Below are 24,320 nucleotides of genomic sequence, written 5' to 3'. Positions count from 1 at the left end.
TCCAAGATAACAGTGGTGGGCTTGTTGGCCCTTTTTGTTTCTAAACGGTCACGCAGATCGGCGATGAACCAAAAAAAGGCCACGCGATGCGTGGCCTTTTACATGCTGGCAAACGTCAGGCTGGCATGTCAGTACGGCGTTGCCATGTCATTGGCCACGCGTGCGCGCATGCCCACCTGCAGGTTGCCCAGGCTCGACTGGGTCACCGTGGCGATGCGGCCATCATCCAGGCGCACGTTGACGCGGTACGCGGTCTGGGTGTTGCTGCCCGCGCGCTTCTCGATCTGGTTGCCGGCCACGGCGCCGACCACGGCACCGCCGATGGTCGCCGCGGTCTGCCCGCGTCCGCCGCCGATCTGGTGGCCCAGCAGGCCGCCGGCCGCACCGCCGATCACGGTGCCGAGCAGGCCCGAGCTGCCTTGCGTACTGGTGATCGGTTCAATCGATTCCACGCGGCCGTAGTACACCGCGCCAGCCGGGGCCTGCGAGGTGTTGGGAGTCTGGTACCCCGGAGGCGGGGCGTTGTAGCCGGTGTTGTAGCCGCTGTCATACGGAGCGGCACAACCGGCCAGCACGGCCGCTGCAGCCACCGGAACGATCAGCCATTTCTTGCTATGGATTCGCATTTTGAGTTCTCCTCTGTTGCCAGGCGAAAGCCGGGGATGCGGCACACACCGCGCCATCCGGCACGACAATATGAGCGATGCCGGCGTGTGAAGGTTCCGTAATGTCAGACAGACGCCGACATCCGCGGCAGCGGATGTGGCAGGAAGTTTACGCGCGCTTGCGTGCCGCAACACAAGACCACCATCGATCCACGCGAGCCTTGTATAATGCGCGGCCTGACCGTCAGGTCTGCAGGCGGCAGCGCGCCGGGCCCATGCCCTTTCGCGCTACAATGCCCGCACTTCCAGGAAGCGTGGCCGAGTGGTTTAAGGCAGCAGTCTTGAAAACTGCCGATGGGGTGACCCATCCGTGAGTTCGAATCTCACCGCTTCCGCCAGACAAGAGAAACGGCCCGCACCAGTAACTGGTGCGGGCCGTTTTTCATTAGAGATCGCCGTGCAGGTCTTGCGTCAGCAGACGGTACGCCTCGGCTTCTGAAATCCTGAGCCGGTACTTGCACGCCAGCACGCGCGCCAGGCCATGCGCCGCGCCCGGCGGGCTGTGCCGCAGTTGTTCGCGGTAGGCCTCCACTTCATAGCGCAGGCGCCAGCGCCGGCTGGCCAGGTAGAGCACGCCCATCAGGCCCCAGCTGCGCCAGAACTGGCGCACATGCACCTTCTCATGCTCGATCAGCGCCTGGCTGGCGCCGGGGCGCAGCAGGATCAGCGGACCGGGCGTGAAGCCGTCAAACCCGCGCGGTATCAGCCAGCGGGTTTCGACGACCAGGCACAAGGGCGAGCGGCAATAGCGGAGCATGCACCTAGCATAGCGCGGATGCCGCCGCCCTGCCGCTGGCTCAGGCCGCCGCCCGCAGCGGCGCGGAAGCGGAGGCGGCCAGCACCCCGGCCTGCCCGCGCGAACGTCCCGAGCTCAGGTACCCTGCGATCGATTCCTGCGTGACCTCGCCCAGGTAGGCGCCGTCCGCGCCCATCACCGGCAGCCAGCTGGTGTTGTGCTGGTACATGCGCGACAGCACGATGCGCAGGTGCTCGTCGAAGGCCGCGGTGACGGCGAACGGGCGCATCACGTCGCTGCACTGCCCCTTGCCGGATCGCGCATCGCGGCGCGTGACGTAGCCCAGCGCGACCTGGGCGTCGTCCACCACCGGCAGGTGGCGCACGTCGGCATCGTCCATCACGCCCAGCGCTTCGGCCAGCGGCATGTCGGGGCGGCAGCTCGGCGGCATGGTGGCGGCGTCGCCGGCGCGCACCAGCAGCAGTCGCTTGAGGGTGTTGTCATGGCCGACGAAGGCCTGCACGAACTCATCGGCCGGATGCGCCAGCAGCGCGTCGGGATGGTCGAACTGCACCAGCTTGCCGCGGCGGAACACCGCCACCTTGTCGGCCAGCTTGATCGCTTCGTCGATATCGTGCGAGACCATGATCACGGTCTTGCCGAGCTGGCGCTGCATCTGCAGGAATTCGTTCTGGATGCTCTCGCGGTTGATCGGGTCGACCGCGCCGAAGGGCTCGTCCATCAGCAGCAGCGGCGCGTCGGCCGCCAGCGCGCGGATCACGCCGATGCGCTGCTGCTGCCCGCCGGAGAGCTCGCGCGGATAGCGCGTCAGCAGCCGGTTGGGATCGAGCTGCACCATCGCCATCAGCTCGCGCGCGCGCTCGCGGCATTGCTTCTTGTCCCAGCCGAGCAGGCGCGGCACCACCATGATGTTCTCTTCGATGGTCATGTTGGGGAACAGGCCGATCTGCTGAATTACGTAGCCGATCTTGCGGCGCAGGGTCACGCCGTCAAGGCCGCGCGTATCCTCGCCCTCGATGCGCACCGTGCCCGAGGTCGGCTCGATCAGCCGGTTGATCATCTTCAGCGTGGTGGTCTTGCCGCAGCCCGAGGGGCCGAGGAAGACGCAGATCTCGCCGCGCGGCACCGTCAGCGACACGGTGTCGACGGCGCGCGTTTCGGTGCCGTCTTTCTGCGGGAAGGACTTGGTGAGTTGGTCGAGTTCGATCATATGCGGATTCCCTTTGGCGTCAGTGCCCGCTGCAACCACTGCAGGAAGGCGTCCGCCACGATGGCGAGCAGGCTGACCAGGACCGCGCCCACGGCCAGCTTGCTCATGTTGCTCTGGCTGATCGCCTGCAGGATCAGCACCCCAAGGCCACCCGCGCCGATGATGGCGGCAATGGTGGCAACCCCGATATTCATCACCACGGCGGTACGCACGCCGCCGAGGATCACCGGCACCGCCAGCGGCAGGTCCACCAGCCGCATGCGTTGCCAGGCGGTCATGCCGATGCCGCGCCCCGCTTCCTGGATGCCGGGGTCGACATTGGCCAGCGCGGTGTAGGTGTTGCGCATGATCGGCAGCAGCGAGTACAGGAACACCGCCGTCACCGCGGGCACGTAGCCGAGCGCATGGCCGAAGCGCGCGAAGATCGGGATCATCAGCCCGAACAGCGCGATCGACGGCAGCGTCAGCACGATCGTCGCCAGCGCCAGCAGCGGCGTGGCCAGCGCGCGGAAGCGCGTGATCACGATGCCCAGTGGCACCCCGATCAGGATCGCCAGCCCCACTGCCGAGCCCACCAGCGCCAGGTGCTCGCCGGTCATTTTCAGCAGCGTGGGCCAGCTGTGCTGCAGGTAAGAGAACAAGTCCATGCGGCCTCCCTCAGATCAGTCCGTGGCTGCGCAGGAAGTCCTCCGCGACCTTGTCCACCGGCTGCTGGCCGATGTCCACCTTGTAGTTCATGTCGGTCATGCTCTCGTTGTCGAGCTTGGCAGCGAGTGCATTGAGCAGGCCGGCCAGTTCCGGATGCTTGTCGAGCACCGGCTTGCGCACCACCGGCACCGCGTTGTACGGCGGGAAGAAGTGCAGGTCGTCTTCCAGCAGCACCAGGTCGAAGCCCTTGACGCGGCCGTCGGTCGCATAGACCAGGCCCAGCTCCACCTGGTTGTTCTTCAGTGCGGTGTAGACCAGGCCCGGGTCGAGCTGGATCACGTCGCGGCGCGAGAACGGCAGCTTGTACAGCGCCTTGAGCGGCTCCAGGCCGTCCGGGCGCGCAGCGAATTCCATGTCGACCGCGAACGGGTGGCTGGCGTCGGAGCCGGCGCGGCGCATCTGCTCGGCAAAGCCCGACAGCGTGGTCACGCCGCTGGCCGCGCGTTCCTTTGGCATCGCCAGCGCATAGGTGTTGTTGATGTTCGAGGCATCGAGCCACACCAGCCCGCGCGCGCCGTCCATCTGCTTGACGCGCTCGTAGCTTTCCCTGGCGCCGAGTTTTTCCTGGACCTTGTTGAACACGATCAGCGCGGTGCCGGTGTAGTCCCACACCACGTCGAGCTGGTTGCTCTCCATCGCCTGGCGCATCAGCGTGCTGCCCAGGCCGGCGGTCAGTTCGGTGGTGAGGCCCTTGGCGCGCAGGTATTTCGATGTCATCGACGACAGCAGCAGCTGCTCGGTGAAGTTCTTGCCGCCCACGCGGATCGGCGTGGCCTCTGCACGCGCTTCAGGCGCAGTGGCCAGCGCCAGCCCCGCCGCAAAAGCGGTGACTGCAGCCACCACCAGGGCGACGCGCCGGGCACGGCGGCGGATGAATTGCATCTGGTTTTCCATTTCGGTCCCCATGTTCAGTGCGCCAGCCCGCGCCGGCGCAGGTACAGCTGGCCGGCGGCGGCAAAGAGCGCGTCCAGGGCCAGCGCCAGCAGCGCCGTGGCGGCCGCGCCCAGCAGCAGCAGCGGCTGGTTGTTCAGGTAGATGCCCGGGAAGATCAGCTCGCCCAGGCTGTTGGCACCGATCAGGAAGGACAGCGGCACCGTGCCCACGTTGATGACCAGGGCGATGCGGATGCCGGCCAGCATCACCGGCAGCGCGTTGGGCAGTTCCACGCGCACCAGGCGCTGCACCGGCGTCATGCCGATGCCACGCGCCGCTTCCAGCAGCGTGGGCGAGACATTGCGCAGGCCTTCGTAGGTGTTGCGCACGATCGGCAGCAGCGAGGCCAGCCACAGCGCCAGGATGGCGGGCCGCTCGCCGATGCCGAGCACGGCCAGGGCCAGCGCCAGCACCGCCAGCGACGGCACGGTATTGCCCACGTTGAAAACCTGCATCAGGCGGTCGGCCCAGCGGCGCATGCACGGGCGGCTCAGCGCGATGCCGGCCGGGATGCCGGTGGCCAGCGCCAGCGTCATGGACAGCACCACCAGGCGCAGGTGGTCGGCCACGTCGTAGAGCAGGCGCTCCTGGTACTGGCGAATCACATCGACGCCGATCCATGCCACCAGTGCAGCCAGCGCGGCCAGCGTCAGTCCTGCCCAGGCGAAGGCCCGTGCCGATTGCTTTGACATACTCTCCCCTTTTCCGAAACCGAAAAGCGCGCAGCACGCCACTTCCCGGCGATGGAAAACAATATGGGCTGGTGCGTGCGGAGATAGGGCGCCACCAGTCCCGGTTCAGATTGCATTGCCGCCATGACCGGCACGATTGCCGGCGGACGGTCTGTGGATTCCTCCGCCGTGGGCGGGAAGTCCGATTGACGGGATGCCGGGTTGGATTGGCAGTCCCTGAAGCGGCGCAACCGGCGACGCAAAGTTGTTGCGATCGGTTGGCCAGTGGCAGCGCAAATATTGAAGTTTTCCGACGCGCCGCCGGTCCATCGGCCGTTGACTGGCAAGGGCTGGCGAGGTTTTGACACCCCGCATCTCACCTCAACGGATGACAAAGAGAGCGCTATTATAGCGATCTTCATCGATCCTGTCATCTTCCCGCATTTTTCCGGCCTTCCTGCGCCGATCTTGCGCGAATTGGCGGCAGTGGGACGGCATGTTCGGCCGTGCATTAGCCGGCACACGGCGACCTCCCGGATCGTTCTGAATTCGAAAGAACCTGGACCAACAGTCGGTACGCCAGCAGAACAATCTGTTGCCCGGCGACCCTCTACTCTTTCCGCGCCAAAACACTAAATTGACGAGGTAGCTGAAACGACGGGGAAACCAGCCCGGCCATTGCCGCGCGGAACCCGCCTACAGGAGAAAGACATGGACACCCTTGCCACCACCTTCGCCACCGTTCCCGCCGCCGCCGCGGAAACCGTGCAACGCTCGCGCGCCGTGGACCGCGTGGTGCGGGGCATTGCCACCTCGGACGGCGCCGGCGTCAAGCTGACCCGCGTGCTGACGCAGAACCTGCAGCGCCGGCTGGACCCGTTCCTGATGCTCGATGCCTTCGGCACCGACAGCAAGGACGACTACATCGGCGGCTTCCCCGATCACCCGCACCGCGGCTTCGAGACCATCACCTACATGCTGGCCGGGCGCATGCGCCATCGCGACAGCGCCGGCAACGAGGGGCTGCTGCAGAACGGCGGCGCGCAGTGGATGGTGGCAGGCGCAGGCGTGGTCCACTCGGAAATGCCCGAGCAGGAAGACGGCCGCATGGAAGGCTTCCAGCTATGGCTGAACCTGCCGGCCGCGGACAAGATGACCGCGCCGTGGTACCGCGACCTGCCCGCCGCCGAGATCCCGACGGTGGCGCTGGACAACGGCGCCACGGTGCGCGTGCTGGCGGGCGCCACGCACGGCGTGGCCGGCGCGATCACGCGCCCGGTGACCGAGCCGGTCTACCTGGACGTGCACCTGCCGGCCGGCCAGACCTTTGCGCAGGCGCTGCCGGCCGGGCACAACGCGTTCGTCTACGTGTACCGGGGCGAGGTTTCGATCGGCAGCGGCGACGACCGCGCCGTGATCGAGGCCCAGCGCATGGGCGTGCTGGACAACGCCGGCCAGTCTGACGGCGTCATCGTCAGGGCCGAGGCCGACGCGCGCTTCCTGCTGATCGCGGGCCAGCCGCTGAACGAGCCGATCGCGCAGTACGGGCCGTTCGTGATGAACACGCAGGAGCAGATCTACCAGACCCTGGCGGATTTCCGCGACGGGCGCTTCGCCACCAGCGCCGCCACCACCGGCGCCTGAGCCCTGCCGGCGAGCGGCCGCCCTGGCCGCCCGCCGCTGCTCCAGTCCAGCCGCTGGCTCCGCAAGGAGCCGGCGGCTTTTTTTCGTGCTGTGGCCGGCACGCGACTTGCAACCACCCCCAAACCGTTGCAGGGACTGGAATGACGCCGGAATCGGCCCGCCCGGTGTCCTGTCACTTATATAATCCATCACCAATATCGGGCATCACCAAACCATGATGAATGCTGCAATGCGTCGCGGCGATGCTGCGCCACGCACTGCCGCGCTGTTGACTCATCCCACGTTGCTGCCATCACAACAACCCGAGCCGCCTCAGTGACATCACAACTCCCTCCCAGGCTGGCGCTGGCCCATATCAGCAAGCGCTACCCGGGCGTCGTCGCCAATGACGACGTCAGCCTCAGCGTCGCCCCCGGCGAGATCCATGCCGTGCTGGGTGAAAACGGCGCAGGCAAATCCACCCTGATGAAGATTATCTTTGGCGCGGTCCGTCCGGATGCCGGCGAGATGCACTTCAACGGGGCGCCGGTCACCATCAACAGTCCGCACGACGCCCGCAACCTGGGCATCGCCATGGTGTTCCAGCATTTCTCGCTGTTCGACACGCTGACCGTGACCGAGAACATCGCACTCGGCCTGCCCGCCGGACAGCAAGGCAACATGAAGCAGCTGGCCGAGCGCATCCGCGCCACCGCCGAGCGCTACGGGCTGCCGCTGGAGCCGAACCGCCATGTGCATACGCTGTCGGTCGGCGAGCGCCAGCGCGTGGAGATCGTGCGCGCGCTGCTGGCCAATCCGCAGTTGCTGATCCTGGACGAGCCCACCTCGGTGCTGACCCCGCAGGCAGTGGAAACGCTCTTCGTCACGCTGCGCCAGCTGGCCGCCGAAGGCACCAGCATCCTCTACATCAGCCACAAGCTCGACGAGATCCGCGCACTGTGCCATCAGGCCACCGTGATGCGCATGGGCAAGGTCACCGGCGTGTGCGATCCGCGCCAGGAAACCGCGGCCTCGCTGTCGCGGCTGATGATCGGCGGCGAGCCCCCGCGCGAGACGCGCGTGGCTGCCGAGCGCGGCCCGGTGCGGCTCAGCGTGCAGGGCCTGTCGCTGCCGCGCGCGCATGCCTTCGCGACCGAGCTGAGCAGGATCTCGCTGGATGTCCACGCCGGCGAGATCGTCGGCATTGCCGGCGTGTCCGGCAACGGGCAGCAGGAGCTGCTGGCCGCGCTGTCCGGTGAAGACACACGCGCAGACAACATGTCGGTGCAGCTCGGCGGCAAGCCAGTCGGCCGGCTCGATGCGCGCCAGCGCCGGCGCGCGGGCCTGGCCTTCGTGCCGGAAGAGCGCCTGGGCCGCGGCGCGGTGCCGGGCATGAGCCTGGCGACCAATATCCTGCTGTCGCACCAGACGCCACCCTATGTGAGGCAAGGCATGATTTCGCCCGGCGCGGCCACCGGGCTGGCTTCGGCCGTGATCAGCCGCTTCCGCGTCAAGGCCAGCGGGCCGCACGCGCTGGCGCGCAGCCTGTCGGGCGGCAACCTGCAGAAATTCATTGTCGGCCGCGAGATCGAAAGCGGCCCTAAGGTACTGATCGTGGCGCAACCGACCTGGGGTGTGGACGTTGGCGCCGCGGCGCAGATCCACAACGAGATCCTGGCGCTGAAGGCCACCGGCTGCGCCATCCTGGTGGTGTCGGAAGAGCTCGACGAGCTGTTCGCGATCTGCGACCGGCTGCACGTGATCGCCAAGGGGCGCTTGTCGCCTTCGGTGCCGGCCGAGACCGCGACGCGCGAGCAGATCGGCCTGTGGATGAGCGGACTGTGGCAAGGCGGGCCCGCCCAGGCGCAATCCGGCGCGGAGGTGGCAAGCCATGGCTGATGTGCGACAACTGCTGCCCCGCTCCCCCCTCTCGCTGGCGCCGCGTGGCCTGCCCTCGCGCACCATGGCCTATGCCTCGCCGGTGGTCGCACTGGCGCTGACGCTCCTGTTCGGCGCGCTGCTGTTCCTGGTGCTCGGCAAGGACCCCGTGGCCGCGCTCAAGGTCTTCCTGGCCGATCCGCTGCGCGACCAGCGCGCCATCGGCGAGGTGCTGCTCAAGACCGTGCCGCTGGTGCTGTGCGCACTCGGCCTGTCGGTGTGCTACCGCGCCAACGTGTGGAATATCGGCGCCGACGGGCAGCTGATTGCCGGCGGCATCTGCGCCGGCGCCACCGTGCTTTACTTCGATGTGCCGGGCCAGGCCATGAACGGCACCGTGGTGCTGGTGCTGGCCTCACTCGCCGGCATGGTCGGCGGCATGCTGTGGGCCTCGCTCACGGCGGTGCTCAAGGACAGGTTCAACGCCAACGAGATCCTGGTCTCGCTGATGCTCACCTATATCGCGCAGCAGCTGCTGCTGTGGGTGGTCAACGGGCCGCTGAAGGATCCCAACGGCATGAACTTCCCGCAGTCGAAGGTGTTCTCGTCCGAGTACCTGCTGCCCAACCTGATGTCGGGCTCGCGCCTGCATGCCGGCTTTGCCGTGATGCTGGTGCTGGTGGCGGTGATGACCGTGTTCGTGTTCCGCAGCTTTGCCGGCTACCGCCTGCAGGTGGGCGGCACCGCGCCGGCGGCGGCGCGCTACGCGGGTTTCTCGGCGCGCAGCGCGCTGTGGAGCGCACTGCTGATCTCGGGCGCCACCGCGGGCCTGGCGGGCGCGTTCGAAGTGACCGGCCCGATCGGCCAGCTGCTGCCGTCGATCTCGCCGGGCTACGGCTTCACCGCCATCATCGTCGCCTTTATCGGCCGGCTGCATCCGGTCGGCACGGTCTTCGGCGGCATCATGATGTCGCTGTTCTATATCGGCGGCGAGATGGCGCAATCGCGCCTGGGCCTGCCGTCGGCCATTGGCTGGGTGTTCCAGGGCATGCTGCTGTTCTTCCTGCTGGCCTGCGACACGCTGATCGAAAACCGCCTGCGCTGGCGCGCCACCACGGCCTGAGCGGAGCTACAGAACAATATGGAACAACTCGCTCCCCTTATCGCCACTGCCATCAACGCCGGCACGCCGCTGCTGCTGGCCGCGCTGGGCCTGCTGATCAACGAGCGCTCGGGCGTGCTCAACCTCGGCGCCGAAGGCATGATGCTGGTCGCCGCGGTGGCCGGCTTCATGGTCGGCTACCAGACCCAGTCGCCGCTGCTCGGCTTTGCCGCCGGCGCGCTCGCCGGCATGCTGATGGCCACGCTGTTCTCGTGGCTGGCGCTGGTGCTGGCCACCAACCAGGTCGCCACCGGCCTGGCGCTGTCGATCTTCGGCACCGGCCTCTCGGCCTTCATGGGCCAGCGCTTTGTCGGCTTCGCCATGCCGGCGCAGGCCAAGGCCGTGCCCGGCCTGGCCGACCTGCCCTTCTTCGGGCCGGCCTTCTTCCAGCATCACTGGATGGTGTATTTCAGCCTGCTGCTGTGCTTTGCCATCATGTGGTTCCTGTTCCGCACGCGCGCGGGGCTGACCTTGCGCGCGATCGGCGAAGCGCCGGAATCGGCGCACGCGCTGGGCTACCCGGTGCGCACCATCCGCTTTGGCGCGCTGCTGTTCGGCGGCGCCTGCTGCGGGCTTGCCGGCGCCTACCTGTCGCTGGTGTACACGCCGATGTGGGTCGAGAACCTGGTCGCCGGTCGCGGCTGGATCGCGCTGGCGCTGACCACCTTCGCCACCTGGCGCCCGGGCCGCGTGCTGGTGGGCGCGTGGCTGTTCGGCGGCGTGACCATCCTGCAGTTCTACCTGCAAGGGATCGGCGTGTCGGTGCCGTCGCAGTTCCTGTCGATGCTGCCGTACGCGGCCACCATCGTGGTGCTGGCGCTGATCTCGCGCAACCCGGCCTGGATCCGGCTGAACATGCCGGCCTCGCTGGGCAAGCCCTTCCGGCCCGGCAATGCCTGAGCCTCGAGTTTTTTGACGGAAATCCCTGAGCTACCAACAATTCATCACAAGGAGAAATCATGATCGTCACGCGCAGGAAGACCCTGGCGGCCCTGGCCGCCACCGCCTTGCTGACCCTCGCGGGCTGCGGCAAGAAAGAGGCCGACAAGCCTGCCGAGACGGCGGGCGCGGCCTCCGCGCCCGCGGCCGAGCAGAAGGCCGAGCCGCTCAAGGTCGCCTTCGTCTATATCGGGCCGGTCGGCGATGCCGGCTGGACCTTCGCGCATGACAACGGCCGCAAGGCCGTGGAAGAGAAGTTCGGCGACAAGGTCAAGACCTCCTTCGTCGAGAACGTGCCCGAATCCGCGGCCGACGCCGAGCGCGTGTTCCGCGACCTGGCCAGCCAGGGCAACAAGCTGATCTTCGGCACCACCTTCGGCTACATGGAGTCGATGCTCAAGGTCGCCAAGGAATTCCCGGACGTAAAGTTCGAGCACGCCACCGGCTTCAAGACCGCCGAGAACCTGGCCCAGTACGACGTGCGCACTTATGAAGGCGCCTACCTGGCGGGCGTGGTCGCGGGCAAGATGAGCAAGACCGGCAAGATGGGCGTGGTGGCATCGGTGCCCATCCCCGAGGTGATCCGCAATATCGACTCGTTCACGCTGGGCGCGCGCAGCGTCAACCCCAAGGCCACGGTCAAGGTGGTGTGGGTCAACAAGTGGTTCGATCCGGGCAAGGAGCGCGAAGCCGCCACCACGCTGATCGGCCAGGGCGTCGACATGCTGATGCAGAACACCGACTCCGCCGCCGTGGTGCAGACCGCGCAGGAAAAGGGCGTGCACGCCTTCGGCTGGGACAGCGACATGAGCAAGTTCGGCGACAAGGCCCACCTGGCCGCGTCGGTGATCTCGTGGGGCGTCTACTACAACAAGGTGGTGGAAGACGTGCTGAACAAGCAGTGGAAGAACAGCACCACGTGGTGGGGCCTGAAGGAAGGCATGATCGACCTGAAGAGCTTCAACGCCGATGTGCCGGCTGACGTCAAGGCGCTGGTCGAAGAGCGCAAGAAGGGCATCGCCGACGGCAGCGCGCCGATCTGGAAGGGTCCGATCAAGGACAACACCGGCAAGGAACAGCTGGCCAAGGACCAGGTGGCCGACGACGGCTTCCTGCATGGCGTGAAGTTCTACGTCGAAGGCGTGGAAGGCAAGATCCCGGGCTGATTCGCCACGCAGCCCAGCCGCGCGCCGGTGACGGTGCGCGGCGCCCGCCTCCGCCGCGCGGGGGCGGAATCGCCACAATTCCCCGCCCTGCCGCCCGTTCCGGGCACCCTCCCCGCACCGCCCATACCTTGCGGAACTTGAAGCCGCCGATAACGGCCCAAGCTATCTGTGCATGCGCCAGTAACCGGCGCCCGCAATGTGAAGGAGGCCTCTCATGTGGAAGCGATTTTCGGCCCTGTGGACGCTGGTTCGCCGCGACGGCCGCCTGTTCTGGTACGCGCTGCGCCATCCGGACGCGCCGCCCTGGCTCAAGCCCGCCGCCATCGGGCTGCTGCTCTACGCAATCTCGCCGATCGACCTGATCCCCGACGTGGTCGCGGGCCTGGGCATTGTCGATGACGTGGTGCTGATTCCGCTGGCGGTGCACCTGATCCTGAAGCGCCTGCCGCCGCATATCCTGCGCCAGGCGCAGACGCGCGCCACCGCCACCACGGTCCGGCCGCACTGACGGCATCGCTCAAAGCCAAAGCCCCGGGGCAGCGCCTGCCGCCCCGGGGCTTTTGCTTGCCTGCCTGGCTGTTGCTCAGTTCGGCAGCAGGATGGTCGAGCCCGTGGTCTTGCGCGCTTCCAGGTCGCGATGCGCTTGCGCCACCTCAGACAGCGCGTAGCGCTGGCGGACGTCGATCTTCACCTTGCCGGTGGCCACGGCGTCGAACAGGTCGGCCACCATCGGCTCCAGCAGTTCGCGGTGCACCACGTAGGTCATCAGCGTCGGCCGCGTCAGCCGCAGCGAGCCCTTGTTGCCCAGCACCGACAGGTCGAACGGCGGCACCGGGCCCGAGGCGTTGCCGAAGCTGACCATGGTGCCGCGCGGCGCCAGGCAGTCGAGCGAGCCCTGGAAGGTGTCCTTGCCGATCGAGTCATAGACCGCCGGCACCCCCTTGCCGTTGGTGATCTCCCTGACCCGCTCCACGAACGACTCACGCGTGTAGACGATGGTGTGGGCGCAGCCGTTGGCGCGCGCCAGTTCGGCCTTCTCGTCGCTGCCGACGGTGCCGATCACGGTCACGCCGAGCGCCTTGAGCCACTGACTCGCAATCAGGCCGACGCCGCCGGCGGCGGCATGCAGCAGCACCGTGTCGCCCGGCTGCACCTTGTAGCTGTCGCGGATCAGGTACTGCGCCGTCAGGCCCTGCAGCATCATCGCCGCGGCGGTGTCGAACGGGATCGCATCGGGCAGCCGCACCACGATATCGGCCGGCATCACCCGCACCTGCGCGTAGGCGCCGGTGGGTCGGCCAGCGTAGGCCACGCGGTCGCCCACGGCGACGTGGCGCACGCCCTCGCCCACCGCTTCGACCACGCCGGCGCCTTCCATGCCCAGCCCGCCCGGCAGCGGCTGCTTGTACAGCCCGGTGCGGAAATAGACATCGATGTAGTTCAGGCCCACCGCCTCATGGCGCACGCGCACCTGGCCGGGGCCGGGCTCGCCCACCTCGACATCGACCCACTGCATGACTTCGGGACCGCCGGTCTGCTCGATCCGGATGGCTTTGCTCATCTGTGTCGCTCCTTCGCTATGGTGTTGCATCGATCGGGAATTCAGCGGGCCGCCGCTTCGTCGACCTCGCGGGCAAGCCCGGCGATCAACAGCTCGGCAGTGGCCACGTTGGTGGCGCAGGGCACGTTGTGCACGTCGCAGGCGCGCACCAGCGCGTTGATATCGGGTTCATGCGGCTGCGGCGTCATCGGGTCGCGCAGGAACACCACGGCGCGCACCAGGCCTACGGCCAGTTGCGCGCCGATCTGCAGGTCGCCGCCCCACGGCCCCGACAGCATGCGCGTCACCTCCAGCCCGACCTCGTCGATCAGGCGCCCGCCGGTGGTGCCGGTGGCCAGCAGCTCGCACTGCGAAAGGAAGGCGCGGTGGCGCGTGGCGAAGGCGACGATGTCGTCCTTCTTGTGGTCGTGGGCGATCAGCGCGATGCGGGGGCGAGTCATCAGGGGTTCCTTGTTGCGGGGTCGGTGAACGTCAGGAAACAGGAGAAAGCAGCGGGATCAGAAGGTGCCCGGGTAGGCGCCGCCATCGAGCAGGATGTTCTGCCCGGTGATGTAGCCGGCATGGCGGCTACACAGGAACGCGCAGGTGGCGCCGAACTCGGCCGGCTCGCCGAAGCGGCGCGACGGGTTCGCCGCGGCGCGGCGCTGCGCCACCTCATCGACGCTCAGGCCAGCCTTCTTGGCGCCGCCTTCCATGGTCTTGAGCAGGCGGTCGGTGTTGAACGGGCCCGGCAGCAGGTTGTTGATGGTCACGCCGTGCTGCGCCACTTCGCGCGCCACGCCCGCGACAAAGCCGGTCAGGCCCGAGCGCGCGCCATTGGACAGGCCCAGCACATCGATCGGCGCCTTGACCGCGCCGCTGGTGATATTGATGATGCGGCCCCACTTGCGCGCGATCATGCCGTCGACAGTGGCCTTGATCAGCTCGATCGGGGTCAGCATGTTGGCGTCCAGCGCGGCCAGCCAGTCGCTGCGCTCCCAGTCGCGGAAGTTGCCCGGCGGCGGGCCGCCGGCGTTGTTGACCAGGATGTCGAGGTCGCCCAGCTTGGCCACGGCGTCCAGCGCCGCCTTGCGGCCTTCGGGCGTGGTGATGTCGGTCGCCACCGCGATCACGCGGCGGCCATGGCGCGCGCGCAGGCCGGCCGCGGCCTTCTCCAGCGCCTCGGCGCCGCGCGCCACGATCACCACGTCAACACCCTCGGCCGCCAGCGCGTCGGCGCAGGCAAAGCCCAGGCCCTTGCTGGCGCCGCATACCAGCGCATGCTTGCCGCGCAGTCCCAGATCCATGTCTTTCTCCTTTTGTCTGTTGTCTTTGGGGGGCCAGCTCCGGGGCCGGCCCGGAATCACGTCTTTCTTGCCGACAGCAAATACATGCCGCCCATCACCAGCGCGCTGCCGGCCAGCTGCACGCCGCTGACGGGCTCGCCCAGCAGCCAGAAGGCCAGGAACAGCGTCGACACCGGGCCGATCATGCCCGCCTGCGACGCCATCGGCGCGCCGATGCGCGACACCGCCACCATGGTCAGCGACACCGGCAGCACGGTGCAGAACACTGCATTGACGAGTGACAGCCACATCACCGGAGCCGGCTGCGCCAGTTCCGCCACCGGCCGGCCCAGTACCAGGTACTGGATCACGCAGCAGGCGGTCGAGACGCACATCGCATACGCCACCAGCCGCAGCGAGCCGATACGCCGCACCAGTTCGCCGCTCAGGATCAGGTAGATACCATAGGTCATGGCGCTGCCCAGCACCAGCGCGCCGCCCAGCCACACCTGGCTGCCGCTGACGTCCAGGTCATGCGCGAATACCAGCACGATGCCGGCGTAGGCGAGCAGCAGCGACAGCCACTGGCGCATGGCGATCGGCCGGCGGAACACCAGCGCGGTGGCCAGCAGCACGAACGACGGCGTCAGGAACAGGATCAGCCGCTCCAGCCCGGCGGTGATGTATTGCAGGCCGATGAAATCGAGGAAGCTCGACAGGTAGTAGCCGATAAAGCCGAGAAACACCACGCGGCCGCGATCCGCCCACGACAGCGGCGCCAGCCGGCGCGACTGCCACCAGCCGATCGCCATGAACAGCGGCACCGCGAACAGCATGCGCAGCGTGATCACCATCACCGCATCGACGTTGTAGCGGTACATCAGCTTGGCGACGATCGCCTTGGCGGAGAACAGCACCGCGCCGACGGCGGCGATGACAAGGCCCGAGCGCTGCGGCGACGGCAGCGCGGCAGGTGCGGCGAGAGACTTCTGGGAGGCGGGCACGGGGAATACAGGGGAAAGCGGGCGGGCACGTCGGCCCCGCGAAACGACCCGACGATTGTATTCGAAAAGACGCAATGGCATCGGGCATCACCTCGGCGGCTCCGGCCACCTTCCCGGCCACCTTCCCGGCCACCTTTCCTGCCCCCTTCCTCGGTATACTCTGGGTCACCTTACCCACTGCACCAGGTTCGTGCCCCAGCCCTCCGACCCGCCTTCCGGCAAGACCGCCGCAGACTACGACTTCACCGAGCAGGTGGGCCACCTGCTGCGGCGCGCCTACCAGCGCCATGTGGCGATCTTCCAGCAGACCATCCCGGATTCGCAGCTGACCGCGGCGCAGTTCGTGGTGCTGTGCGCGGTCAGGGACCGCCAGCCGTGTTCGATGAACGAGGTGGTGCGCGCCACCGCCATCGACCAGGCCACGGTGCGGGGCATCATCGACCGGCTGAAGTCGCGTGAGCTGATTGCGGTGTCGCACGATCCCACTGACCGGCGCAAGGTGGTGGTGACGGTCACGCCCGACGGGCTGGCACTGATCGATGAGACCGTGCCGTTTGCGAAGGAAATCTCGGAGCAGACCTTCGGCAGCCTGAATCCGGCCGAGCGTGTGGCGGTGACTTACCTGCTGCGCAAGATGAGTGAGATCGACGAGGGGAACGGCGTCTAGGGCCCGCGGACGCCGAGGGTTTTCTCCCCTCTCCCGCTTGCGGGAGAGGGGAGAAAACTGTCAGCTATTCATCGCCGCCAGCGCCGCCAGCACCGTCTCGGGCACGAACGGCGGCCGGCGCAGCCGCACCCCCAGCGCATCGAACAAGGCGTTGGCAAGCGCCGGCGCGCCCGGCAGCGAGGCCGATTCGCCCGCGCCCAGCGGCGGCTCCGACTGGCGCGGCATCAGCACCACTTCAATCGGCGGGATTTCCGGGAAGGTCAGCAGCGGATAGCTGCCCCATTCGCGGCTGGCGACCCCATCCGCATCGAAGCGCACCTGCTCCTTCAGCACCCGGCTGAGGGTCTGCACCACGTTGCCGTGGATCTGGTGGCGCACGCCATCGGGATTGACCATCATGCCGGTATCCTGCCCGACCACCACCTTCTCAATGGTGATGCGGCCGCTGCCGGCATCCACCGCCAGGTCCACCACCCAGGCCGACCAGGCTGCGCCGAAGCCCGGGAAACGGCTGTGGATATAGCGGGCATAGGCCACGCCCCGGCCGCGCAGCCGGCCTTCGGCATCCGCGATGCCCCGCGATCCGGCCACGCCCCGCTGCCAGCCAGCCGCTTCAGCCACGGCACGCAGCAAGGCCGCGGCACGTACATCCGGCAGGTGCCGCAACCGGAAATCCACGGGATCGGCACCCGCCTCTGCCGCCAGCTCATCGATCACGCACTCATGCGCAAACGCATTGGGCAGCGCCGACACGCCACGCAGCCAGGACGCGCGCACGATCGCGGGGGTGTCGTCGCAACCTATGCGGCGCGCGCCATACGCGTATGGCGGCACGGCGGTGCGATCGCCCATCTCCAGCGTGCGCGGCGCGTTGGGCACGGCACCGGTCAGCACCAGCGCCAGCGTGGGCGCATCGTTGGACGGATAGCGGCTGGTGAAGTCATAGCCAAGCAGCGCGCCGTCCGGCCCCAGCGTGGCGCTGACGTCCATCAGCTGGGCCGCGCCCTTGGGCTCCCACAGGTGTTCCTGTTCGCGCGATAGCTGCACGCGCACGGGCCGCCCGACCGCGCGCGACAGCAGTGCCGCGTCGGCGCAGACATCGTCGGCGCAGTTGCGCCCGTAGCAGCCGGCGGCCTCCATGCGCACGACCTCGATGCGGTCTTCGCCGAGCCCGCACAGCCTCGCCAGGTCGATGCGCAGCACATGCGGGTTCTGCGTGCCGGACCACACCGTCAGGCCATCGTCATGCCAGTCGGCCACGGCGCATGACGGGCCGATCGAGCCATGCATCTGGTACGGCCAGACAAAGCGCCGCTGCAAGACCGTGCCGGCGCCGCTTGCCGGCGGCTCCCCGTCGGACAGCAACTCGCGCCGCGTGGCCGGATTGGCGCGCAGCGCGGGCTCCGGATCGTCCAGCGCGGGCAGCGGCGGCACCGGCTTCCAGCGCACGCGCAGCCGGCGCGCGGCCTGGACCGCGTATTCCTCGCGCTCGGCCACCACGCCGACAAAATCGCCCTGCACCACCACATCGACCAGGCCGGGCACGTCGCGCACGGAGTCGCGGTCGACTTCCAGCAGGCTGTTGCCGACAAAGTCGCCGCTGTCGCGCCCGGCATACGGCGGCCGCACCACGCGGCCATGCAGCATGCCGGGCACGCGCACGTCGTGGACAAAGGTCAGCGCGCCGCGCACCTTGCCGGGAATATCGACGCGGCCCGCGGCGCGGCCGACGATGCGGTAGGACTCGACCGGCTTGGTCGGTATGTCTTCGGCCAGCGGCAGTTCCAGGTGCTCGCCGGCAAGCAGCGCGCCATAGCCGATGCTGGCCTGCGTGCCGGGATCGCGGAACACGCCGTCCTCTGCCTCCAGCCCGCCGGCCTCCACGCCGAGCCGCTGCGCGGCACGCGCCCGCAGCCACGCACGCGCCTGTGCCGCGGCGCGGCGCAACGGCAGCGCCGAAATCTGGATCGATGCGCTGGCGATAGTGGGACCCTGGTTGGGGGTGGCTTCGGTATGGCCAAGCACCATGCGTACGCGTTCGAGCGGCACGTCGAGTTCTTCCGCCACGATCTGCGCCAGGGCCGTGCGGATGCCGGTGCCGAGGTCGACGTGGCCGTTGAAGGCCAGCACCTCGCCGCTGTCGCGCACGGCAATGAAGATGTCCGGCAGCGCCGGCACGTAGTCCGAAGCCGCGCCGGGCTGGCCCGGCGCGGGCCGCGGCGCCGCCTGCGGGGCGCGCGTCACCAGCAGCACGCCGGTGGCCTGCAGCAGCGCCAGCCGCAGCGTGCGCGGCGTTTCGGCGTCGGCCTGTGCCGAGGGTTGCAGGTTGGTTGCCGTCATCGTTCTGCCATCTCCTTCACCGGCTGCGCCCCGGGGCGCCCGTTATACTGCAAGCCAACAGTGGAATAGCCCAAGCATCGACCATGACGATCACGACCGCGCCCAAGCCAACCGCAAAGCGGGCGCCAGCCGGCACGCGGGCCAGACAAGCGCAGGACAGCCGCGACCGCATCCTGAAGGCTGCGATCAAGGTCTTCGCCCAGCGCGGCTACGACGGGGGCCGCATCGAACGCATCTCGTCGCTGGCCAAGACCTACGACCGGATGATCTATTACTACTTCGGCAGCAAGGAAAAGCTGTTTGTCGAAGTACTGGAGACCATCTACCTGCAGCTCAATGAAGCCGAGCAGCAGCTGGAACATGAGCTCGACGCCGCCGACCCCGTGCGCGCGCTGTCGCAGCTGATCGACTTCGTCTGGCAGTACTACCTCGACCATCCGGAGTTCGTCGCCATCCTGACCAGCGAGAACATGAGCCAGGGCAAGCACGCGAAGAAGTCGGTTCGGCTGCGCGAGATCTCCAGCTACGCGCTGTCGGTGCTCGACGGCATCCTCGCGCGCGGCAAAGCCGCGGGGCTGTTCCGGCCCGACGCGGGCGCGCGCGATGTCTATATGGTGATCGCTTCGCTTGGCTACTTCTACAACTCCAACCATCATACGCTCAGCGCCTTCCTGGGCGAACCCATGATGAGCCCGCCCGCGCTGGCGCACTGGCGCGATGTGATCCAGCAGACGGTGCTGCGCGCCGTGGCCGTGCCCGGCGCGGTGCCGGATGCGGATGTGGCGCCGCCGGCCGCGGGGGGGGGCGCGCGGCGGCAGGCTGACGCCAGGCCCGGCCGCGTCGCCACGCCTCAGGCGGCGGCGCGCACGCCGGCAACCCGCGCCAGTGCCTCGTCGCGCGTCAGCACGGTGGCGTATTTCTGCGCCATGTCGAACAGGTTGGCGTCATGCGGACCCAGCGCGCGGTCGCCCACGCAATCCGACACCACCAGCGGGCGGAAGCCCAGCGACATCGCGTCAACCACGCTGGCGCGCACGCAGCCGCTGGTGACGCAACCCGCCACCAGCAGCGTCTGCACGCCACGCTGCGTCAGCCAGGCCGCCAGCGAGGTGCCGAAGAACGCCGACGGCACCGTCTTGCGCACCACCAGTTCGCCCGGCGCCGGCGCCAGCTCCGGCACGATCTTGCTGTTGTGGCCATCCTCCTTCAGCGTCAGCATGCCCGGCACCTTCAGCGTGAAGATGTTGTGGTCGCTGTCGTCGTCGGCGAACACGATGCGGCTGTGCGCCACCGGCCAGCCCTGCTCGCGCGCGGTGCGCAGCAGCGGCTGGGTATTGCGGATCGCCTCGGGGATGTTGCCGCCGCCAAACACCGCCGGGTCGGCGAAGCCGTTGACGAAGTCGATGATCAGCAGGCCGTATGGGGCCTTCAGTGGAATCGACGCGCCGAAGCCCTGACGCTGGTAAGTCTGCACGGCGTCATCCATGGCGCGCGTCCTTGTAGAGAGAAGCGGCCGGCGCGTGGTGGCCGTCCATCACCTTGCCGCGCACCACCACGGGCTCGCCGTCCAGGCTGACGGTGCAGTGGCGCACCGGGATATCGATATGGCAGGCCGTGGTGCGGCTGCCGCCGGCTTCGTTGTTGGGACCGAACGAGCACAGGAAGTTGCCCTCGTAGGCACGCGCATCCATGCCGATGGTGGCCTCGCGGTCGTACATCGCCAGCGCCGACCAGCTGGCGCGCGGCTGCAGGCCCCAGCCGATATGCGACATGGCATAGGCCTCGGGGTCGTTGAACGAGGCCATGTAATCGGCCAGCAGTTCGGCGTCCACGCCTCCCTCGATGCGGCGCACATAGCCGGCTTCGACCGTGATGCGGATCGGCGCCTGGATGTAAGACTTCATCGGCAGCAGGATGTCGCCGCGGTCCAGCACGATGGTGCCGTTGGTGCCGCCCTCGTCCGGCCAGGTCAGCACGAAGCCGCTCGGCCAGTGGTCCCAGCGGCCGGGCTCGTCGACAAAGCCGTACTCGCTGATCGCCGGGAATTCGCCCAGGCGGCAGCGCAGGTCCATGCCGGCGTCGGACACGATATGCATCTCGCGCGCCTTGCCCAGCCGCGCGGTCGCGGCCTTGACGCGGGCACGGTCGGCCTCGGTCGGCACCAGCCGTGCCAGCACTTCGGGCGGTTCCACCGCCAGCAGGATCCTGGTGCCTTGCGCCAGGATCTCGTGCTGCTCGGGCGAGAACAGCAGCGTCATCAGGTCCAGCACCAGGTCGCTCGCCTTGAGCGCAGCGATGGCGGCGGGATTGCCGGTGAGCGGCGTGGTACCGAGGTAGGCCAGCGCGTCGCGGCTGAGCGCCTTTTCGCCATTGACAGGCGGCAGGTCGAGCCGGTTGACGATGGCGCCCATCGATGCCGCCGCCACCATCGCGGTGCGCAGCGTCTGCGGATGCGTGGCGGCGCCGGTCAGCACGGTGACGGTCTGTCCCGGCTCAAGCTTCGACAGCGTCAGCACCTGCTTCCACGCCGCGGTCAGGTCATAATCGCTTACGGGCATGTTCGCTCCTTGATCAGTTCAGCGCCGCACCGAGGAAGTCGCCGAAGGCGCGGTAGAAGCCGGCCTCGTCGTCCCACGGGATCATGTGGCCGGCGTTGGCGACATGCGCAAGCAGCAGCGCGGGCAGCAGCTTGCGCATCTCCTGCACGTCTTCCTCGCGGATCACGTCGCCGCGGCCGGCGGTCATCAGCAGAGCCGGCACGGCGACGTGCGGCAGGTCGGCGTGGATATCGTCCTCATGGAAGCCATTGAAGCTGGCCAGGATCGCGCGCTCGTCGCAGGTATGCAGCCATTGCGCGCGCAGGCGCAGCTGGTCCTCGGTCCAGGTCGGGCAGAAGCGGCGCATGCCTTCCACGTCGATGCCCTGCTGCGCCAGCCGGATCGAATCGATGTACCACGGCAGTTGCGACGGATACGGGCGGCGGCCCGGGCCCGACACCGGCGGATCGACCAGCACCAGGCGCGTCAGGCCTGCCGGCTTGCTGCGCGCGGCGCGGATGCCGATGCGCGCGCCCATCGAATGGCCGACGATGGCGTAGCGCTGCAAGCCAAGCGCTTTGGCAAACGCGATCACATCGGCAGCCTGCGCATCGAGGCTGTAGTCCAGCTCAGCGCCGGCCTGCGACAGGCCGCGGCCGCGCACGTCGAGCACATAGGTATCGAACTGCCGCCCGAACTGCTCGCCGACAAAGCCCCAGGTCACTGCCGGGCTGGTGATGCCCGGCACGATGATGACGGCATCGCGCTGCGCGCGCGCGCCGCCCTGCCCACCATAGCGCAGGTAGTGCTGGCGGATGCCGTTGGCGTTCACGTTGGCGCCGTAGAGAAAGGTGCTGTCTGCCATGGCCGCCCCCTTCAGTACGCGCCCGACAGCAGCGCGCCGGCGCCCGGCACCACCGGCTCCAGCCCGAGCCGCTTCAGCAGCGCATAGGTGGTGGCGACGGCGGCGGTAACCACCGGCTTGCCGGTCATTGCCTCGACCTTGGCCACGGCCGGCAGCGACGGCATCTGCACGCACGCCGACAGCACGATGACATCGGCGTCGGCCGTATTCATCTGCGCGACGATCTCCGGCAGCCGCGCCGGGTCATGGCGGCCCACCTCAAGGTTGTCGGGGATTTCCAGCGCGCGGTAGTCGACCACCTCATAGCCTTCATTGCGGATGTAGTCGACCACCAGCTCGGTCAGCGGCTTCATATAGGGTGCCACCACGGCGATGCGCTTCGCGCCCATCACCTTGAGCGCATCCACCAGCGCGCCGGCGCTGGTGATCACCGGCGCGTCGCCGCCGTTCTCGGCGGTATGCGCCTGCAGGCGCTGCTCGGACACGCGGTGGTAGCCGTGGCCCATGGCCATGATGGCCACCAGGCAGGCGTAGCCGAGCACGTCGACGCGGGCGTCGCTCAGTTCCACCGCGCAGCGGTCGGATTCGGCGTCCATGGCCGCCAGCTCTTCCTTGACCACCTTCTTCATCCGCATCCGGCTTGAGTGGAAGGTGAAGCGTTCCGGGCGCACCAGCTGGCGCGCGGCCAGCATCGCCGGGATCTCGGTTTCCATGGTGGTGTTGGAGCTCGGCACGATCTGCCCGATTCGGAAAACTTTCTGCACTGTCGACTCCGTCATCTGTTTGTCTGTCTACCCTGCCTGCTTCGCCCTGGCGGGCTCTGCATGCTGCGATTTATTGTAGTGTACACACTTTATCTAGGCAAACAGAATCTGCGCCGCCGCGAATTCACTCGTTCAGTGCATACTTAACTAATCAATCCCTGTTTTTGCGCGTAAATTCACCGATACAGCGCGATGTTCGGCGTCTTCACGTTTTCAGTAAGGGTTTTCCATAGGTTCATCAATTTCTTCTTTTACTTTGATATTTTGAGTGTGTACACTCGTTTTCAACGGTCGGCCGAGTGGCCGCCCCAGCCCCCATCGACCTTGTGTCATTGCCAGGAGAAAGAACGTGCAAGGCAAACCGCGAATCGCAGTTGTCGGCGCCGGACTCGGAGGGACGGCCGCGGCCGCCCTGCTGCAGCGAGCCGGCTTCCAAGTCAGGCTGTATGAACAGGCACCGGCGTTCTCGCGCCTGGGCGCGGGCATCCATGTGGGGCCCAACGTGATGAAGATCATGCGGCGCATCGGCATCGAGAGCGCGCTCAACGACATGGGCTGCCACCCCGACTACTGGTACAGCCGCGACGGCCTGAGCGGCGAGGTGATCGCGCAGATCCCGCTGGGCGACTACGCGGAGCGCCACTACGGCGCCAGCTACCTGACTGTGCACCGCGGCGACTTCCACAAGCTGCTGACCGACGCCGTGGCTCCCGACACGCTGTTCTTCAACAAGAAGCTGGAAAGCGTCACCGACCAGGGCGACGTGGTGCAATTGCGCTTCACCGACGGCACGGTCGAAGAGGCCGACATCGTGATCGGCGCGGACGGCGTCAACTCGCGCATCCGCGAGACGCTGCTGGGCGCCGAGCCGCCCAAGTACACCGGCTACGTGGCGCACCGCGCGGTGTTCCCGATCTCGCGCGTCAAGGGCTTCACGCATGAGCGCTGCACCAAGTGGTGGACCGACGACCGCCACATGATGGTCTACTTCGATACCAGCAAGCTCGACGAGATCTACTACGTCACCGGCGTGCCCGAGCCCGACTGGGACATGAGCAAGAGCTGGGTCCCGAGCAGCATCGAGGAAATGCGCGCCGCATTCGACGGCTGGCACGAGGGTGTGCAGTCGCTGATCGAAGGCACCGTCGAAGTGAGCAAGTGGCCGCTGCTGGAGCGCGACCCGCTGCCGTTGTGGAGCCGGGGCCGCCTGGTGCTGCTCGGCGATGCCTGCCACCCGATGAAACCGCACATGGCACAAGGCGCCGCGATGGCGATCGAGGATGCCGCGATGCTCACGCGCTGCTTCACCGAGACCGGCGTGGACGACTTCGCCTCGGCATTCGCGCTGTATGAAGCGAACCGCAACGAGCGCGCGAGCAAGGTCCAGCTGGTCTCGCACAACAACACCTGGCTGCGCAGCAACGAGAACCCCGACTGGTGTTTCGGCTACGATGTCTTCAACGTGCCGCTGGTGTCGGCCGGGACCGGGACGCTGTCCGCAGCGGCCTGACGCCTGACCAACCCTGTCCGCCACAGCCCCTCATCGAAGGGGCGCGGCGCAGCGATGCGTGATGTTCAAACCGCCCCCAGCCCCCCGATGAACAC

General features: G+C 67.8%; 23 protein-coding genes, 1 tRNA gene and 1 pseudogene. 10 read left to right on the top strand and 15 right to left on the bottom strand.

Features of this window, described 5'->3' with window-relative positions; translation table 11 throughout:
• Positions 1-128: 128 nt before the first annotated feature.
• A complete protein-coding gene (locus AC3WQZ_RS31875; protein ID WP_010809232.1) occupies positions 129-626 on the bottom strand; it encodes an outer membrane lipoprotein in 498 nt (165 codons plus the stop codon).
• A 287-nt stretch (positions 627-913) separates the two neighbouring features.
• Here AC3WQZ_RS31875 and AC3WQZ_RS31870 point away from each other — a divergent pair.
• Positions 914-1,003: transfer RNA gene (locus tag AC3WQZ_RS31870), tRNA-Ser, on the top strand.
• A 47-nt stretch (positions 1,004-1,050) separates the two neighbouring features.
• Here AC3WQZ_RS31870 and AC3WQZ_RS31865 read toward each other — a convergent pair.
• Genes AC3WQZ_RS31865 through AC3WQZ_RS31845 form a run of 5 tightly spaced genes read right to left on the bottom strand, consistent with a single transcriptional unit; the run spans position 1,051 to position 4,965 of the window.
• Positions 1,051-1,422: a hypothetical protein gene (locus AC3WQZ_RS31865; RefSeq protein WP_010809233.1), complete on the bottom strand. Its 372-nt coding sequence runs from the start codon at positions 1,420-1,422 to the stop codon at positions 1,051-1,053.
• A 40-nt stretch (positions 1,423-1,462) separates the two neighbouring features.
• Complete coding sequence (locus AC3WQZ_RS31860; protein ID WP_010809234.1) at positions 1,463-2,632, bottom strand: osmoprotectant ABC transporter ATP-binding protein OsmV; 1,170 nt, start codon at positions 2,630-2,632, stop codon at positions 1,463-1,465.
• Entirely contained in the window at positions 2,629-3,279 is a 651-nt protein-coding gene (locus AC3WQZ_RS31855) for an ABC transporter permease (protein WP_058696960.1), read from the bottom strand. The genes AC3WQZ_RS31860 and AC3WQZ_RS31855 overlap by 4 nt, the downstream gene beginning before the upstream one ends.
• A 10-nt stretch (positions 3,280-3,289) precedes the next feature.
• Positions 3,290-4,222 carry a glycine betaine ABC transporter substrate-binding protein gene (locus tag AC3WQZ_RS31850; RefSeq protein ID WP_231881390.1) on the bottom strand — a complete coding sequence of 311 codons (933 nt, stop codon included), beginning with the start codon at positions 4,220-4,222 and terminating at the stop codon, positions 3,290-3,292.
• A gap of 26 nt (positions 4,223-4,248) precedes the next feature.
• The gene (locus AC3WQZ_RS31845) at positions 4,249-4,965 is read right to left on the bottom strand and encodes an ABC transporter permease (protein WP_439671435.1); all 717 of its coding nucleotides are present in this window, start codon (positions 4,963-4,965) and stop codon (positions 4,249-4,251) included.
• 690 nt (positions 4,966-5,655) lie between these two features.
• On the opposite strand from AC3WQZ_RS31845, the gene AC3WQZ_RS31840 reads away from it, so the two are divergent.
• The 6 genes from AC3WQZ_RS31840 (at position 5,656) to AC3WQZ_RS31815 (ending at position 12,220) form a co-directional block, all read left to right on the top strand.
• A complete protein-coding gene (locus AC3WQZ_RS31840) occupies positions 5,656-6,588 on the top strand; it encodes a pirin family protein (RefSeq protein ID WP_010809238.1) in 933 nt (310 codons plus the stop codon).
• Positions 6,589-6,903: 315 nt separating this feature from the next.
• Complete coding sequence (locus AC3WQZ_RS31835; protein WP_010809239.1) at positions 6,904-8,466, top strand: ABC transporter ATP-binding protein; 1,563 nt, start codon at positions 6,904-6,906, stop codon at positions 8,464-8,466.
• Positions 8,459-9,568, top strand: a complete 1,110-nt coding sequence (locus AC3WQZ_RS31830; protein WP_010809240.1) for an ABC transporter permease — start codon at positions 8,459-8,461, stop codon at positions 9,566-9,568. Before AC3WQZ_RS31835 ends, AC3WQZ_RS31830 begins: the two co-directional genes overlap by 8 nt.
• An 18-nt stretch (positions 9,569-9,586) precedes the next feature.
• On the top strand, positions 9,587-10,507 hold the full coding sequence (locus tag AC3WQZ_RS31825) for an ABC transporter permease (protein ID WP_010809241.1): 921 nt from the start codon (positions 9,587-9,589) through the stop codon (positions 10,505-10,507).
• Between the two features lie 59 nt (positions 10,508-10,566).
• A complete protein-coding gene (locus tag AC3WQZ_RS31820) occupies positions 10,567-11,712 on the top strand; it encodes a BMP family ABC transporter substrate-binding protein (RefSeq protein ID WP_010809242.1) in 1,146 nt (381 codons plus the stop codon).
• Between the two features lie 214 nt (positions 11,713-11,926).
• Positions 11,927-12,220 (top strand): YkvA family protein, encoded by a 294-nt coding sequence (locus AC3WQZ_RS31815; protein WP_011614800.1) that lies wholly within the window; start codon positions 11,927-11,929, stop codon positions 12,218-12,220.
• Positions 12,221-12,295: 75 nt separating this feature from the next.
• Here AC3WQZ_RS31815 and AC3WQZ_RS31810 read toward each other — a convergent pair whose 3' ends face one another.
• Genes AC3WQZ_RS31810 through AC3WQZ_RS31795 form a run of 4 tightly spaced genes read right to left on the bottom strand, consistent with a single transcriptional unit; the run spans position 12,296 to position 15,503 of the window.
• Complete coding sequence (locus tag AC3WQZ_RS31810; protein WP_492301905.1) at positions 12,296-13,273, bottom strand: quinone oxidoreductase family protein; 978 nt, start codon at positions 13,271-13,273, stop codon at positions 12,296-12,298.
• Positions 13,274-13,314: 41 nt separating this feature from the next.
• A complete protein-coding gene (locus AC3WQZ_RS31805; protein WP_492301909.1) occupies positions 13,315-13,716 on the bottom strand; it encodes a methylglyoxal synthase in 402 nt (133 codons plus the stop codon).
• Positions 13,717-13,770: 54 nt separating this feature from the next.
• Positions 13,771-14,559: an SDR family oxidoreductase gene (locus tag AC3WQZ_RS31800; RefSeq protein ID WP_010809246.1), complete on the bottom strand. Its 789-nt coding sequence runs from the start codon at positions 14,557-14,559 to the stop codon at positions 13,771-13,773.
• Between the two features lie 56 nt (positions 14,560-14,615).
• A complete protein-coding gene (locus AC3WQZ_RS31795) occupies positions 14,616-15,503 on the bottom strand; it encodes a DMT family transporter (RefSeq protein ID WP_037024398.1) in 888 nt (295 codons plus the stop codon).
• A gap of 229 nt (positions 15,504-15,732) precedes the next feature.
• Here AC3WQZ_RS31795 and AC3WQZ_RS31790 point away from each other — a divergent pair, with 229 nt between their 5' ends.
• Complete coding sequence (locus AC3WQZ_RS31790) at positions 15,733-16,209, top strand: MarR family winged helix-turn-helix transcriptional regulator (protein WP_010809248.1); 477 nt, start codon at positions 15,733-15,735, stop codon at positions 16,207-16,209.
• A 60-nt stretch (positions 16,210-16,269) separates the two neighbouring features.
• Here the strand turns inward: AC3WQZ_RS31790 and AC3WQZ_RS31785 are convergent, their stop codons facing one another.
• Positions 16,270-18,549 carry a xanthine dehydrogenase family protein molybdopterin-binding subunit gene (locus AC3WQZ_RS31785; RefSeq protein ID WP_058696963.1) on the bottom strand — a complete coding sequence of 760 codons (2,280 nt, stop codon included), beginning with the start codon at positions 18,547-18,549 and terminating at the stop codon, positions 16,270-16,272.
• Positions 18,550-18,632: 83 nt separating this feature from the next.
• Between AC3WQZ_RS31785 and AC3WQZ_RS31780 the strand changes: the two are divergent.
• Positions 18,633-19,379, top strand: a pseudogene (locus AC3WQZ_RS31780) (TetR/AcrR family transcriptional regulator); the annotation flags it as partial.
• 20 nt (positions 19,380-19,399) lie between these two features.
• Here AC3WQZ_RS31780 and AC3WQZ_RS31775 read toward each other — a convergent pair.
• Genes AC3WQZ_RS31775 through AC3WQZ_RS31760 form a run of 4 tightly spaced genes read right to left on the bottom strand, consistent with a single transcriptional unit; the run spans position 19,400 to position 22,715 of the window.
• Entirely contained in the window at positions 19,400-20,035 is a 636-nt protein-coding gene (locus AC3WQZ_RS31775; RefSeq protein ID WP_011614795.1) for an N-carbamoylsarcosine amidohydrolase, read from the bottom strand.
• Positions 20,028-21,107 carry a 2,5-dihydroxypyridine 5,6-dioxygenase NicX family protein gene (locus AC3WQZ_RS31770; RefSeq protein WP_058696964.1) on the bottom strand — a complete coding sequence of 360 codons (1,080 nt, stop codon included), beginning with the start codon at positions 21,105-21,107 and terminating at the stop codon, positions 20,028-20,030. Before AC3WQZ_RS31770 ends, AC3WQZ_RS31775 begins: the two co-directional genes overlap by 8 nt.
• A gap of 13 nt (positions 21,108-21,120) precedes the next feature.
• Positions 21,121-21,951: an alpha/beta fold hydrolase gene (locus tag AC3WQZ_RS31765; RefSeq protein WP_492294942.1), complete on the bottom strand. Its 831-nt coding sequence runs from the start codon at positions 21,949-21,951 to the stop codon at positions 21,121-21,123.
• An 11-nt stretch (positions 21,952-21,962) separates the two neighbouring features.
• A complete protein-coding gene (locus AC3WQZ_RS31760) occupies positions 21,963-22,715 on the bottom strand; it encodes a maleate cis-trans isomerase family protein (protein WP_010812897.1) in 753 nt (250 codons plus the stop codon).
• Positions 22,716-23,064: 349 nt separating this feature from the next.
• On the opposite strand from AC3WQZ_RS31760, the gene AC3WQZ_RS31755 reads away from it, so the two are divergent.
• On the top strand, positions 23,065-24,225 hold the full coding sequence (locus tag AC3WQZ_RS31755; protein WP_492301904.1) for an FAD-dependent monooxygenase: 1,161 nt from the start codon (positions 23,065-23,067) through the stop codon (positions 24,223-24,225).
• Positions 24,226-24,320: the final 95 nt, after the last annotated feature.

The organism is Cupriavidus sp. FW305-26 (assembly GCF_058787975.1).
This window is presented reverse-complemented; position numbering and strand designations above follow the sequence as displayed.

Bases quoted from the DNA above. Each gene is read 5' to 3' on its own strand.
- AC3WQZ_RS31875 (WP_010809232.1), bottom strand. From the start codon at position 626: ATGCGAATCCATAGCAAGAAATGGCTGATCGTTCCGGTGGCTGCAGCG.
- AC3WQZ_RS31865 (WP_010809233.1), bottom strand. From the start codon at position 1,422: ATGCTCCGCTATTGCCGCTCGCCCTTGTGCCTGGTCGTCGAAACCCGC.
- AC3WQZ_RS31860 (WP_010809234.1), bottom strand. From the start codon at position 2,632: ATGATCGAACTCGACCAACTCACCAAGTCCTTCCCGCAGAAAGACGGC.
- AC3WQZ_RS31855 (WP_058696960.1), bottom strand. From the start codon at position 3,279: ATGGACTTGTTCTCTTACCTGCAGCACAGCTGGCCCACGCTGCTGAAA.
- AC3WQZ_RS31850 (WP_231881390.1), bottom strand. From the start codon at position 4,222: ATGCAATTCATCCGCCGCCGTGCCCGGCGCGTCGCCCTGGTGGTGGCT.
- AC3WQZ_RS31845 (WP_439671435.1), bottom strand. From the start codon at position 4,965: ATGTCAAAGCAATCGGCACGGGCCTTCGCCTGGGCAGGACTGACGCTG.
- AC3WQZ_RS31840 (WP_010809238.1), top strand. From the start codon at position 5,656: ATGGACACCCTTGCCACCACCTTCGCCACCGTTCCCGCCGCCGCCGCG.
- AC3WQZ_RS31830 (WP_010809240.1), top strand. From the start codon at position 8,459: ATGGCTGATGTGCGACAACTGCTGCCCCGCTCCCCCCTCTCGCTGGCG.
- AC3WQZ_RS31825 (WP_010809241.1), top strand. From the start codon at position 9,587: ATGGAACAACTCGCTCCCCTTATCGCCACTGCCATCAACGCCGGCACG.
- AC3WQZ_RS31820 (WP_010809242.1), top strand. From the start codon at position 10,567: ATGATCGTCACGCGCAGGAAGACCCTGGCGGCCCTGGCCGCCACCGCC.
- AC3WQZ_RS31815 (WP_011614800.1), top strand. From the start codon at position 11,927: ATGTGGAAGCGATTTTCGGCCCTGTGGACGCTGGTTCGCCGCGACGGC.
- AC3WQZ_RS31810 (WP_492301905.1), bottom strand. From the start codon at position 13,273: ATGAGCAAAGCCATCCGGATCGAGCAGACCGGCGGTCCCGAAGTCATG.
- AC3WQZ_RS31800 (WP_010809246.1), bottom strand. From the start codon at position 14,559: ATGGATCTGGGACTGCGCGGCAAGCATGCGCTGGTATGCGGCGCCAGC.
- AC3WQZ_RS31785 (WP_058696963.1), bottom strand. From the start codon at position 18,549: ATGACGGCAACCAACCTGCAACCCTCGGCACAGGCCGACGCCGAAACG.
- AC3WQZ_RS31775 (WP_011614795.1), bottom strand. From the start codon at position 20,035: ATGGATGACGCCGTGCAGACTTACCAGCGTCAGGGCTTCGGCGCGTCG.
- AC3WQZ_RS31770 (WP_058696964.1), bottom strand. From the start codon at position 21,107: ATGCCCGTAAGCGATTATGACCTGACCGCGGCGTGGAAGCAGGTGCTG.
- AC3WQZ_RS31765 (WP_492294942.1), bottom strand. From the start codon at position 21,951: ATGGCAGACAGCACCTTTCTCTACGGCGCCAACGTGAACGCCAACGGC.